The sequence below is a fragment of the Pseudomonas sp. S07E 245 genome (assembly GCF_019599025.1).
Classification (GTDB): domain Bacteria; phylum Pseudomonadota; class Gammaproteobacteria; order Pseudomonadales; family Pseudomonadaceae; genus Aquipseudomonas; species Aquipseudomonas shirazensis.
Genome location: NZ_CP080625.1, coordinates 243,015 through 255,845 on the forward strand (window position 1 = coordinate 243,015; position 12,831 = coordinate 255,845).

Annotated in this window: 11 protein-coding genes; 2 read left to right on the forward strand and 9 right to left on the reverse strand. The window is 63.5% G+C overall.

The window, feature by feature from the left end; translation table 11 throughout:
• Positions 1–14 precede the first annotated feature (14 nt).
• The 3 genes from K3F44_RS01120 to K3F44_RS01130 form a co-directional block, all read right to left on the reverse strand.
• Entirely contained in the window at positions 15–827 is an 813-nt protein-coding gene (locus K3F44_RS01120; RefSeq protein ID WP_101317209.1) for a putative RNA methyltransferase, read from the reverse strand.
• Complete coding sequence (dapE, locus tag K3F44_RS01125) at positions 827–1,978, reverse strand: succinyl-diaminopimelate desuccinylase (protein WP_150570838.1); 1,152 nt, start codon at positions 1,976–1,978, stop codon at positions 827–829. The genes K3F44_RS01120 and dapE overlap by 1 nt, the downstream gene beginning before the upstream one ends.
• Before the next feature lie 103 nt (positions 1,979–2,081).
• Positions 2,082–4,673, reverse strand: coding sequence for a glycosyltransferase (locus tag K3F44_RS01130; protein WP_101317213.1), 2,592 nt, complete (start codon positions 4,671–4,673; stop codon positions 2,082–2,084).
• A 255-nt stretch (positions 4,674–4,928) separates the two neighbouring features.
• Between K3F44_RS01130 and tcdA the strand changes: the two genes are divergently transcribed.
• Positions 4,929–5,750 (forward strand): tRNA cyclic N6-threonylcarbamoyladenosine(37) synthase TcdA, encoded by an 822-nt coding sequence (gene tcdA / locus K3F44_RS01135; protein WP_220633202.1) that lies wholly within the window; start codon positions 4,929–4,931, stop codon positions 5,748–5,750.
• Between the two features lie 15 nt (positions 5,751–5,765).
• Here the strand turns inward: tcdA and K3F44_RS01140 are convergent, their stop codons facing one another.
• From K3F44_RS01140 to K3F44_RS01155, 4 genes are all read right to left on the reverse strand, one after another.
• Positions 5,766–6,176 (reverse strand): SufE family protein, encoded by a 411-nt coding sequence (locus K3F44_RS01140; RefSeq protein WP_220633203.1) that lies wholly within the window; start codon positions 6,174–6,176, stop codon positions 5,766–5,768.
• Positions 6,173–7,378, reverse strand: coding sequence for a cysteine desulfurase (locus K3F44_RS01145; protein ID WP_150570842.1), 1,206 nt, complete (start codon positions 7,376–7,378; stop codon positions 6,173–6,175). Before K3F44_RS01145 ends, K3F44_RS01140 begins: the two co-directional genes overlap by 4 nt.
• Before the next feature lie 76 nt (positions 7,379–7,454).
• A complete protein-coding gene (gene dapD / locus K3F44_RS01150; RefSeq protein WP_101317221.1) occupies positions 7,455–8,489 on the reverse strand; it encodes a 2,3,4,5-tetrahydropyridine-2,6-dicarboxylate N-succinyltransferase in 1,035 nt (344 codons plus the stop codon).
• Positions 8,490–8,532: 43 nt separating this feature from the next.
• Positions 8,533–8,880: an ArsC family reductase gene (locus tag K3F44_RS01155; protein ID WP_101317223.1), complete on the reverse strand. Its 348-nt coding sequence runs from the start codon at positions 8,878–8,880 to the stop codon at positions 8,533–8,535.
• A gap of 270 nt (positions 8,881–9,150) precedes the next feature.
• Between K3F44_RS01155 and K3F44_RS01160 the strand changes: the two genes are divergently transcribed.
• Positions 9,151–10,797, forward strand: coding sequence for a Na+/H+ antiporter (locus tag K3F44_RS01160; RefSeq protein ID WP_220633204.1), 1,647 nt, complete (start codon positions 9,151–9,153; stop codon positions 10,795–10,797).
• A 2-nt stretch (positions 10,798–10,799) separates the two neighbouring features.
• On the opposite strand, the gene K3F44_RS01165 is transcribed toward K3F44_RS01160, so the two are convergent.
• Together K3F44_RS01165 and dapC are read right to left on the reverse strand one after the other, a co-directional pair.
• Positions 10,800–11,534 (reverse strand): M12 family metallopeptidase, encoded by a 735-nt coding sequence (locus tag K3F44_RS01165; protein ID WP_150572029.1) that lies wholly within the window; start codon positions 11,532–11,534, stop codon positions 10,800–10,802.
• An 87-nt stretch (positions 11,535–11,621) separates the two neighbouring features.
• Positions 11,622–12,818, reverse strand: coding sequence for a succinyldiaminopimelate transaminase (gene dapC / locus K3F44_RS01170; protein ID WP_150570845.1), 1,197 nt, complete (start codon positions 12,816–12,818; stop codon positions 11,622–11,624).
• Positions 12,819–12,831 lie beyond the last annotated feature (13 nt).

Below are 12,831 nucleotides of genomic sequence, written 5' to 3' on the forward strand. Positions count from 1 at the left end.
GGGCTCCGGTGTGCTCAGGATTGGCGCAGGAAATAGTCATAACGCATGGAAACGGTTACCTCGAACGGCGCGGCCTGGTCGATCACCAGCGCGCGCTTTTCAGCGCTTGCTCGCCAGCCGTGCGGGGTCATCGCCAGCAGGTCGGCGCGAGCCTTGGGTGCGGCCAGGCTGAGGCGAAACTCGAGGGTTTCACTGTGAGCATGGACCATTCCCGCTGGCACCAGTGCCAGGTGCTTGTCGTCAGCATACGGACGCACTTCATCGTAAAGCACCTCGCGCAGCTCCATCAGGTGACCGCTGGTCGGGCCGACCCGCATCAGGCCGCCGCCGGGGCTGAGCAGGCGCAAGGCCTCCTGCCAGTCGAGCGGGCTGAAAACGCTGGCGATGAACTGGCAGCTGGCATCGGCCAGGGGCACGCGGGCCATGCTGGCGACCATCCAGGTCACCTGCGGCGCGCGCTTGCAGGCGCGTTTAACCGCTTCACGGGAAATATCCAGGGCGTAACCCTGGGCCGCCGGCAGGGCATTGGCGAGCTGCGCGGTGTAATAGCCTTCGCCGCAGCCGATATCCAGCCAGGCGCCGGGCTGGCGCTCGGCAGCCAGCTGCGCCAGGCGCTCGGCGACCGGGGCATAGTGGCCACCGTCGAGAAAGTCACGGCGGGCCTCGACCATCGCCTGATTGTCACCTGGATCACGGCTGTTCTTGTGCTGCACCGGCAACAGGTTCAGATAACCCTGGCGAGCACGGTCGAAGCGATGGCCGGCGCTGCACGCGACACCGTTGTCCAGCGCTGCCAGGGCCGCCTGGCAAAGAGGGCAGATGAGCATCAGGCGAGCAACCGCACCAGGGTCTGGTAGTAGATCTCGGTCAGCAGGTCGAGATCGCTGGCCAGGATGCGCTCGTCGACCTGGTGGATAGTGGCGTTGACCGGGCCGAGCTCGACCACCTGAGTACCCATGGTGGCGATGAAGCGGCCGTCGGAGGTGCCGCCGCTGGTCGATGGCTGGGTGTCGCGGTCGGTGACGGCCTTGATGCTGGCCGCTACCGCGTCGAGCAGTTCACCTGGCTCGGTGAGGAACGGCAGGCCCGACAGCGCCCAATCGATCGACCAGTCCAGCTGATGCTTGTCGAGAATCGCCGCCACCCGCGCCTGCAGGCCCTCGACGGTCGACTCAGTGGAGAAGCGGAAGTTGAACAGCGCAGTCAGGTCGCCAGGCACGACGTTGGTCGCGCCGGTACCGGAATTGAGGTTGGAGATCTGGAAGCTGGTCGGCGGGAAGAACGCATTGCCTTCGTCCCAATGCTCTGCTGCCAGTTCGGCCAGCGCTGGCGCCGCCAGGTGGATCGGGTTGCGCGCCAGGTGCGGATAGGCAACGTGGCCCTGCTTGCCGCGTACGGTCAGCTTGGCACCGAGCGAACCGCGGCGGCCGTTCTTGACCACGTCACCGAGCAAATTGGTGCTCGATGGCTCGCCGACGATGCACCAGTCGAGGCGCTCGTTGCGTGCCACCAGGCGCTCGACGACGGCCTTGGTGCCGTGATGGGCGGGGCCTTCTTCGTCGCTGGTGATGAGAAAGGCGACCTTGCCGCGGTGGTTGGGGTAGTCGTGCACAAAGCGCTCGCTGGCCACCACCATCGATGCCAGGCTGCCCTTCATGTCGGCAGCGCCGCGGCCGCAGAGCATGCCGTCGGCATCGATCAGTGCCTGGAACGGCTCATGTTGCCACTGCTGCACCGGGCCGGTCGGGACCACGTCGGTGTGGCCGGCAAAACACAACACTGGGCCGTCCTTGCTGCCATGGGTGGCCCAGAAGTTGTCGACGTCTTCGATGCGCATCGGTTCAAGCTGGAAGCCGACAGCGCCCAGGCGGTTCATCATCTGGGTCTGGCAGTCGGCATCGACCGGGGTCACCGAGGGACGACGGATCAGGTCGCAGGCCAGTTGAAGGGTAGGCGAGAGCTCGGCGGGGGCCGTCATGGGGAACTCCGGGGGCAAGGCAAGGACGAAAAAACAGGCGCGTTATCTTATATCAAATGCGCCCGCCGGGCACCTTCAGGGTGCCAGCGGGTGGCCTTTATGGTCAGGCAGTCGAGGCTTGTGCTGCATCGCTTGCCGGTTTGGGCAGCGACGACAGGAAGGCCATGATCAGCGCGGCCAGGTACGGCAGCGATTGCACCAGCAGCATGGCCACCCAGAAGCGCATGTCCGAACTCGGCAAGCCCTGCACCAGGTAGATGCCACCGGCAGCGCCCCACAGCAAGAGCATGATGAACAGCTCTTCGCGCGCTTCGGAAATCGCCACCAGCAAACCATGGCTGTCGGCGTTCTTCGGCGTGCGGAAGAACGGCATGCTGCTGGTGAAGAAACCGTACAGCACGGCCTTGGCAATCGTATGCGACAGCGCCAGCCCGGCCAGGGCGGCAGCGAAGGCGTCCTTGAGGTTGACGCCGACCGCACGACGGTAGAGGAACAGGATCTTGCCGACCTTGAAGAAGAACAGCGCCAACGGCGGGATGGCAAAGATCATCAGCGGTGGATCGACCCGGTGTGGCACGATGATCATCGCCGCCGACCACAGCAGCGCACCGACGGTGAAGAAGATGTTCATGCCATCGGCGACCCACGGCAACCAACCGGCGAGGAAGTGATAGCGCTGGCCGCGGGTCAGTTCACTGCCCTTGCCCTGCAGCAGGGCGCGGGCGTGGTGCTTGATGATCTGGATCGCGCCGTAGGCCCAGCGGAAGCGCTGCTTCTTGAAGTCGATGAAGGTATCGGGCATCAGGCCCTTGCCGTAGCTGTTGTGCGCGTAGGCGGCAGACAAGCCTTTTTCGAACACGCGCAAGCCCAGCTCGGCGTCTTCGCAGATGCACCAGTCGGCCCAGCCGAGTTCTTCCAGCACCGAGCGCCGGGTCATGGTCATGGTACCGTGCTGGATGATCGCGTCACGGTCGTTGCGGGTGACCATGCCGATGTGGAAGAAGCCTTTGTATTCGCTGTAGCAGAGCTTCTTGAAGGCGCTTTCGTGCTGGTCGCGGTAGTCCTGAGGCGACTGCACCACAGCGATCTTCGGGTCGGCGAAGTGCGGCACCATGTGCTTGAGCCAGTTGCGGTCGACGCAGTAGTCCGAGTCGATCACGGCGATCACTTCGGCGTCCTTGGCCGTGTGCGGCAACAGGTAGTTGAGTGCGCCACCCTTGAAGCCGGCCAGCGGCGCAACGTGGAAGAACTTGAAGCGCTCACCGAGCAGCTCGCAGTGGGCCTTGAGCGGCTCCCACACGGCCGGGTCCTTGGTGTTGTTGTCGATCACCAGAACTTCATAGTCGGGGTAGTCGAGCGCGGCGAGGGCGTCGAGGGTCTGTTTGACCATCTCCGGTGGCTCGTTGTAGCAGGGCACGTGCACCGACACTTTCGGCCGGTAGGCGCTGTCGCCCTGCACCGGCAGGAATTCGCGACGGCGCTTGGCCGTCCACACCGTTTCGGCCAGTTCATGGGCTTCGGTCATCAACACGATGAACACACCAATCGCCCCCAGCGCCAGCAGGAAACCGACGATCAGGCTGAACCAGGTGCTGTATTGCTGGCTGTAGTCGTAGGCGATCCACACCAGCACCGAGCCACAGAGGAAGGTAATGAAGGTGAGGAAGGTGCGCCCGCGTTGGCGTAGCGCCGAGCCATCGATCAGCAGGATGGTCAGGGCAAGCATCGCCAGCACCACCGAAGCGACCGCAAGGGCGCGCCACTGCGGAATCGCCACCACCGGCCCTTCGAAGTTGAATTTCTGTTGGCGCTCGGCGTTGAACACGCCCCAGTAGGCGCCCACTGAACCTTCGTCGCTGGCCTTCCACGGTTGGTCGTAGGCCTCGATGACGAAGTAGTTGTAGCCGCGTCGGTTGAGGGTGTTGACCAGCGTGCGCAGGTAGATGGCCTGGTCGGCCTGGGTGGCATCGGCGCCGCCGCGCATGCGGCCGTTGCTCGGCCAGCCAACCTCCGACAGCAGCAGCGGTTTGCGCGGGAACTGCTGCTTGAGCTCACGGGCGCGATCAAGCACGAACTCGACCGAATCCTGCATCGGCACAAACTCCCAGTACGGCAAGATGTGCGCGGCGATCAGGTCGACGTGGGGGGCAAGCTCCGGGTTTTCTTTCCAGATATGCCACTGTTCACTGGTGGTCACCGGCACCTTGACCGCCGCGCGGACCCGATCCAGGTACTGGATCAGCGCCTCGGGGGTGACCTCTTTGCGGAACAACGCCTCGTTGCCAACCACCACCCGCACCACGCTGCGCGAGCTGTTGGCCAGCTCGATGGCCTTGCTGATCTCGCGCTCGTTGCGCTCAAGGTCCGGGCTGATCCAGATACCCAGGGTGACGCGCAGGCCGAATTCCTCAGCCAGCCGCGGGACTTCGGCCTGGGTGCCTTCGACGGTATAGATACGGATACTGTCGGTCAGTTTGCTCAACTGCTCGAGGTCCTGGCGCATCTCCTCCTCGCTCGGGTACTGGCCCTTTTGCGGGCTTTCACCCAGGCGAAACGGCGAGTAGGAGAAGCCGGAAATCTGCTCCGGCCAGGCCGGCGCGGACACCGGGCGGTTGATCAGCGCCCAGAACCCGGTGAACAGCGCGGCGATGACCAGCACCACTACCAGGTTGAGGCCGAATTTGCGTGATGACATAAGCGATTGTAGGTTCCGAAGAGGGGAGTGGGCGGGTGCCAGCTGGGGCTGCGTTCTACGCTTGGACAAGAAAGCAGCAGTGCCATTCGGCGCAGAGGGTGAAGCTCTGCTCCCACTCGGTTGTCGTCCAAGTCTGACTCTCTGATCGGACATTAAAGCAGGATTGGTAGGTTTTTTACCAACTAACAGCGCCGTGCGGCCCGGCAACCCGCCAGCTGGCATATAATGCGCGCCGGTTTTTTGCGGATAGCGAGCATGAGCACAGAAGATCCACGCTTCGCCGGCGTTGCCCGTTTGTACGGCGACCAAGGCCTGCAACGCCTGCGCGACGCCCATGTGGCGGTGGTCGGCATCGGCGGGGTCGGCTCATGGGTGGCCGAGGCGCTGGCGCGCAGCGGTGTTGGCGAAATCAGCCTGTTTGACCTTGATGATGTCTGCGTGAGCAACACCAACCGCCAGGCGCATGCGCTGGAAGGCCAGGTGGGGCGGGCTAAAGTCGAGGTCATGGCCGAGCGTCTGCTGGCAATCAACCCGGCCTGCACAGTCCATGCAGTGGCAGACTTCGTCACCCGTGACAGCATGGCCGAGCACATCACCGAGCAGATGGACTGCGTCATCGATTGCATCGACAGCGTGATGGCCAAGGCGGCGTTGATTGCCTGGTGCCGGCGGCGCAAGATCGCCGTGGTCGCCACCGGTGGCGCCGGCGGCCAGATCGACCCCACGCAGATCCAGATCGGCGACCTGAACAAGACCTTCAACGACCCGTTGGCCTCACGCGTGCGCTCGACCCTGCGCCGCGACTACAACTTCTCGCGCAACACCTCGCGCAATTACGGCGTGCCGTGCGTGTTCTCCAGCGAGCAGCTGCGTTATCCCAAGGGTGACGGCAGCGTTTGCCTGCAAAAGAGCTTTGTCGGTGAGGGCGTGCGCCTGGATTGCTCCGGCGGCTTTGGCGCGGTGATGATGGTCACCGCCACGTTCGGCATGGTGGCGGCGAGCAAAGCCATCGAAAAACTGGTGGCCGGTGCGCGCCGGCCGTCGGAACGGGTGGTCGCGCCGGCGGCTGATCTGTAAGCAGCGGTCAGCGCTTCAGGCTTCGCTGGCGAGCTGCGCCATACGCTGCAGTACCGCATGCAGGCCGTTGCTGCGCGACGGCGACAATTGGCGTTCAAGCCCCAGCTCGCTGAACCAGCCGCGCAGGTCGAGCTGGGCCAGCTCGGCGCTGGCCAGCCCTTGTACCCGCGCCAGCAACAACGCCAGCAAACCGCGTAACAGACGCGCATCGCTGGTGGCCTTGAAACGCCATTGGCCGTCATCGACTCCGGCCACCAACCAGACCAGGCTTTCACAGCCGTGGACACGGTTGCTTTCGGTTTTCTCGGTGTCATCCATCGGCGCCAGGCGCTCGCCCCACTGCATCAGCAAGCGTGCGCGCTGTTCCCAGCCACGGGCTTCGGTGAAGCACGCCAATGCCTCGCGGGCTTGATCGGGCAGGCTCATCGCAGCAGCTCCAGGCCTTGATCCAGCGCTTCGAAAAGGCGCGCCAGATCGTCACTGTCGTTATACAGCCCCAGCGACACGCGGATCGCGCCCTCAAGGCCGAGGCCTTTGAGCAGGGGCATTGCACAGTGATGACCGGCGCGCACGGCGATGCCTTGCTCGGTCAGTACATGGGCGATGTCGGCGTTGTGTACGCCGTCGACGACAAAGCTGACCAGCGCGGTCTGTGGTGCGCCCAGTACGCGAACGCCCTCGCGATCGGCCAGACCGCGCAGCAGGTGCTGGTGCAGGCTTGCTTCGTGGCGCTCGACCGCGTTGGCATCAAGGCTGGCCAGATAGTCCAGCGTGGCGCCCAGGCCAATCACGCCGGCAATCGGTGGCGTGCCGGCTTCGAAGCCGAGCGGCGCAGGACGAAAACTGGCGCTGTGGTAATCCGACAGTTGGACCATCTCGCCGCCAAACTGCCAATGGCGCAACTGCTGCAGCGCGCGATGGCGGCCGTAGAGCACGCCGACGCCTTCCGGGCCGTACAGTTTGTGGCTGGAGAACACGTAGAAGTCGCAGCCCAGTTGTTGCACGTCGTGGCGTCCATGCACCACGCCCTGAGCGCCATCGACCACGGTCAACGCGCCTTGGGCGCGGGCGTGGGCGAGCAGGGCTGGCAGCGGTTGCCAGGTGCCGAGCACATTCGACAGCTGGCTGACCGCCAGCAAGCGTGTACGTGGGCCGATCAGCTGCAGTGCCTGGTCAAGGTCAATCTGGCCTTGCGAGTTCACCGGCAATATCACCAGGCGCAGATTGCGCCGCTGCGCCAGTTGCTGCCAGGGCAACAGGTTGGCGTGGTGCTCCAGCGCACTGATGGCGATCTCGTCGCCGGCATTGAAGCCGTGCTCAAGGCCATAGGCGAGCAGGTTCAGCGCTGAGGTCGCGCCGTGGGTGAAGATGATCTGTTGCGCATCAGCGGCATTCAGCCAGGCAGCCACTTTGTCGCGGCTGGCCTCGAACGCTTGAGTGGCCAGTGCTCCCGGCAGGTGTTGCGCGCGGTGCACATTGGCGGCGCCATGGCTGTAGTAATGGCTCAGTGCATCCAGCAGGGCCTGTGGCTTCTGGGTAGTGGCGGCGCTGTCCAGGTAAGTCTGGTGCTGGCGTTGCAACGCGGCGATCGCGGGGAAGTCGGCGCGCCAGGGGGAGGGCTGAAACATGTTTGCGGGACCTGCAATGAAAATCGGGCCTGGCTTTACGCCAGACCCGATCTTATCACTTCGAACCTGATGGTTCTCAGTTGTGCGCGTGCAGCGCCTCGTTCAGCTCGATTGCCGACTTGTGCGTCTTGCACTCGACTGCGCCGTTGAGCGAGTTGCGACGGAACAGCAGGTCGGTCTGGCCGGCCAGATCACGGGCCTTGACCACCTTGACCAGTTCGTTGTTCTCGTCGAGCAGGTTCACCTTGGTGCCGGCCGTGATGTACAGGCCAGCTTCAACGGTGTTGCGGTCGCCCAGAGGGATACCGATACCGGCGTTGGCGCCGATCAGGCAGCCTTCGCCGACCTTGATGACGATGTTGCCGCCACCGGACAAGGTGCCCATGGTCGAACAACCGCCGCCCAGGTCCGAACCCTTGCCGACGAAGACGCCCGCCGAGACGCGGCCTTCGATCATGCCTGGGCCTTCGGTGCCGGCGTTAAAGTTGACGAAGCCTTCGTGCATGATGGTGGTGCTTTCGCCAACATAGGCGCCCAGACGCACGCGCGCCGCATCGGCGATACGCACGCCGGCCGGGACCACGTAGTCGGTCATTTTCGGGAACTTGTCGACCGAGAACACTTCCAGCAGCTCGCCCTTCAGACGTGCTTCCAGTTGCAGTTCGGCAAGCTCAGCCAGGTCGACCGCGCCACGGTTGGTCCAGGCTACGTTCGGCAGCAGCGGGAAAATGCCGGCCAGGCTCAGGCCGTGCGGCTTGACCAGGCGGTGCGAGAGCAGGTGCAGCTTGAGGTAGGCCTCAGGCGTCGAGGTCAGTGCGCTGTCTTCGGCCAGCAGGGTGGCGACCAGCGGCTTGTGGCTTTCTGCCAGGCGGGTCAGCAGCGCGTACTGGGTAGCGTCGACCGACTTGACCGCATCGGCCAGCTGGCCGGCCTGGGCATTGCTGAACGCGATGGCCTGGTTGCCGCCTTCATAGCCCAGCACCGGGGCGATGGCAGCGATCAGTTCGGCGCTCGGGTTGAGCAGTGGTTGTGCGTAGAACACTTCCAGCCAAGTGCCCTGACGGTTTTGGGTGCCGACACCGAAGGCCAGGCTGAACAGAGTAGTGGACATGCGATTACCTCTTGCGAATAGGGGGGTGGCAGCGCTGTTGGGCTCAGCCCAGCGCAGCGGCGTACAGATCCGGCTTGAAGCCGACCAGGGTGCGTTCGCCAAGGTCGAGCACCGGGCGCTTGATCATCGACGGCTGGGCCAGCATCAATTCGACGGCCTTGGCCTGGTCAATGTCGGCTTTGCTGGCATCGTCGAGTTTGCGGAACGTGGTGCCGGCGCGGTTGAGCACAACCTGCCAGCCGTGCTCGTTGCACCAGCGGATCAGGCTGTCACGGTCGATGCCTTGGCTTTTATAGTCGTGAAAGGCGTAGTCGATGGCGTGTTCTTCAAGCCAGCTACGCGCCTTTTTCATGGTATCGCAGGCCTTGATGCCGTAGAGAGTGTAAGCCATTGAATTCAAAGGGTCCGGCGGGTTCACCCAAAACCTCCCCAATATCTCCCGTTGTTTAGTCGGCGGATTATGCGACATCGCTGGGGCTGGCGCCACGGCTGGCTGCCGAATGCCCGCGGTTAAGCGCGTTGAGTAGCACGCTGTTACACATTCTGCGGCAGCCTGCGACTATCGTGCAGCGGCAGATGCCCTTAACTCCCCGCTAACATATTGTTTCAATTGCGGTCCTAGCGCTGTAAGCGTTTCTCCAATTTGACAGGATTTTTACCGATGCAGTCAGCCTATACCGTCCTCATCCTGCTGACGCTGGTAAGCGTGTCCAAGCTGGTCGGGCGCTTGATCCCACTGCCGTTGCCGTTGGTACAGATCGCGGCAGGCGCACTATTGGCGTGGCCCAGCCTGGGCTTGCATGTGGCATTGGAGCCGGAGCTGTTCCTGTTTCTGTTCCTGCCGCCGCTGCTGTTCGCCGATGGCTGGCGTATCCCCAAGCGGGAGCTGTGGCGCATGCGCGGCCCGGTCATCGCCCTGGCGGTTGGGTTGGTGCTGTTTACCGTGGTCGGCGCGGGTTACTTCATTCATTGGCTGCTGCCGAGCATTCCGCTGCCGGTGGCGTTTGCCCTCGCCGCCGTGCTGTCGCCGACCGATGCAGTGGCCGTCTCGGCCATTGCCCAGGACCGACTGCCGACGCCGTTGATGCACATGCTTCAGGGCGAAGCCTTGCTCAATGATGCCTCGGGCCTGGTGACCTTCAAGTTCGCCCTGGCTGCGGCGATTACCGGGGTGTTTTCGCTCACCGACGCGAGCTTGTCGTTCGTGCTGGTGGCCTTGGGAGGGCTGGCCGTTGGCGTGGCGTTGAGCTGGCTGGTAGGGCGGCTACGCGCGTGGATGATCACCCGCGGCTGGGATGATCCGGCCACCCATGTGGTGTTCATGCTGTTGCTGCCGTTCGCGGCCTATGTGCTGGCCGAGCGTCTTGGTGTGTCGGGCATCCTTTCGGCGGTAGCCGCAGGCATGATGCAGAGCTGGCTGGATCTGCTGCCGCGCCAGACCAGCACCCGGCTACTCAATCGCAGCGTCTGGTCGTTGCTTGAGTTCGCCTTCAACGGTTTGATCTTCTTGCTGCTGGGCCTGCAGTTGCCGGACATCATCAAGGCAGTGGTCAGCCACGAAACCTCGCTGTGGCCGGCGCTCGCCTACCGCTGCCTGGAAGTGCTGGCGATCTTTGCGGCGCTGATCGTGCTCCGTTTCATCTGGGTGCAGAGCATCTGGCGGGCGATTGGCGTGGTACGCCGCTGGCGCGGCAAGCCTGAACTGGTGTTGGTGCCGACTGCACGTTCCTGCTGGCTGTTGACCCTGGGCGGCGTGCGCGGTGCGGTGACCTTGGCGGGCGTGATGTCGGTGCCGTTGTTGATCAGTGCCGGTGAGGCGTTCCCGCAACGCGACTTGCTGATCTTTATTGCCGCCGGGGTGATTCTGTTGTCGTTGATCAGTGCATGCATTGCCTTGCCGCTGCTCTTGCGCGGCATTACCCAGAGCCCGGACGAGCGCTTGCAGCAGGAAGTGCGGGAGGCGTGGCGGCTGACCGCAGAGGCAGCGATCCATGCCCTCGAAGCCGAGGAAGTGGTCGATGCCAACGCTGCTCAGGATGCGGATCAGGCAACCTTGGCGGTCGAGCTCAAGGCGCGGCTGATGGCCGAGTATCGCGATGAACTGGCCAGCTACAACGACAGCGCCGAAGCCCGTGAGCTGGCGCACCAGATGGACTTGCTCGAGCGTCGCCTGCGTTTGCGTGCGCTGCGTGCCCAGCGCCTGGAGCTCTATAGCCTGCATCGCCAGCACCTGGTAGGTGATGAGGTCGTGCGCCAGGTGCTGGGCGATCTGGACATGAGCGAGGCCAACCTTGGACAGGTTCGCTAGGTTCAGTCGTGCGGGTAGGCCAGGCGCATCAGCTCAAGGTCCTTTTCGCTGAGCTGGTGGTTGCGTGCGATTTCAAAATCGCCGATGGTCTGCCATTGCGCGACGGCATAATGCATGATCGACAACGGGTCGTAAGCGGTTTTTATCATGGCTGTATCAGCCTGCACGTCCAGATACTGCTGGTGCACATCCTGTGCAGTCCAGCCAGCGGCTTGGAGCGTGGCGATAAGCGCCTGTTCGTTCCACGGGATATTGGCATCAGGGTGGGTGTGTTCGTGCTGTAGTCCGAGGGCGTGGCCGAACTCATGCAGCACTGTACATTCAAACCACTCTTCGCCTGGAGCGACGTTCAGGCACATGGTCTCATCGGTATAGGCCAGCGCATCGGTGCCGAGGTCTGATTGATTGTGCAGGACATCCTTGCCGGTCAGAACCCTGATCTGGGCCTTGGCATCGTTGTCTTCGGCCAGATCCAATTCCAGATTCGCCTCGGACAAGTCAGTCCACTGGCTCGCCAGTTCGAAAATTGCCATTTTCAGGCTTCGATCAGGTGAGCCCATGAACGAGATCCACAGCGTGCGGCCCGGCTCCCACAAGTGCGTGTGTTTGACGAGGCCGCGTTTGTGTCGCCCGCCACTACTTACGCCTCTGTTGCGTGGGTTTTCGGCGATCGCCAGGTCGTAGGAGAGCTGCTCTGGGATGCGGTTGCGGCAACAAGGCCGGGAATCGATGATCATCGGGAAAGCTCCTGGTCAACTGATGGACCACGAGCTTCGCCGATCGGCTATGCAGCTGTGCCTTACATATATCAGCTTGTAACTGGCTCAGCGGCGTTCAAGGAAGCGCTGGATACGCGACGCCGCCTCGATGCACTCCTCCAATGGTGCGACCAGGGCCATGCGCACACGGCCTGCGCCTGGGTTGACGCCGTCGACTTCGCGGGACAGGTATGAACCCGGCACGACGGTGACATGCTCAGCTTCGAACAGATCGCGGGTGAAGTCAGCATCGCAACCCGGCACCTTGGCCCACAGGTAGAAGCTGCCATCGGGCCGCTGCACGTCCATAACCGGCTGGAGAATCTCCAGCACGGCGTCGTACTTGGCCCGGTACTGGTCGCGGTTGGCCCGTACGTGAGTTTCGTCCTGCCAGGCGGCCACGCTGGCCAGCTGGGTTTGCACGGGCATGGCGCAGCCGTGATAGGTGCGGTACAGCAAAAACGGCTTGATGATCTGCGCATCGCCCGCGACAAAGCCTGAGCGCAGGCCGGGCAGGTTGGAGCGCTTGGACAGGCTGTGGAACACCACGCAGCGCTTGAAGTCGCTGCGACCCAGCTCGGCGCACGCGGTGAGCAGGCCCGGCGGCGGGTTTTCTTCGTCGAAGTACAGCTCGCTGTAGCATTCGTCGGAGGCAATCACGAAGTCGTGCTCGTCGGCCAGGGCGATCAGCTTTTTCAGCGTGTCCAGCGGCACCAGCGCGCCGGTCGGGTTGCCTGGCGAGCACAGGAACAGGATCTGGCAGCGTTGCCAGGTGTCGGCCGACACTGCGTCGAAGTCAGGGTTGAAACCGTTGTCTTCCAGGCACGGCAGGTAGTGCGGGGTGGCACCGGCCAGCAGCGCTGCACCTTCGTAGATCTGGTAGAACGGGTTGGGGCTGATCACCAGGCCATCGTCGGCGCGGTTGACCACCGCCTGGGTGAATGCAAACAGGGCCTCGCGGGTACCGTTGACCGGCAGGATGTGACGGTCAGCGTCAAGCCAGCCGCCGGGCACATTGAAGCGGCGTTCGCACCACTGGCCAATCGCCTGACGCAGGGCCGGCAAACCCAGCGTGCTGGGATACACCGCCAGCTTGTCGAGGTTGTCTGCCAGGGCCTTGGCTACAAAGGCCGGCGACTCGTGCTTGGGTTCGCCGATCGACAGGGCAATGGCACGTTTGTCAGCGGCGGGCTGCACGCTGCCGAGCAGGGCGCGCAGCTTCTCGAACGGGTAGGGCTGCAGCTGGGTCATGGCTTGGTTCATCGGCACGAGGTCT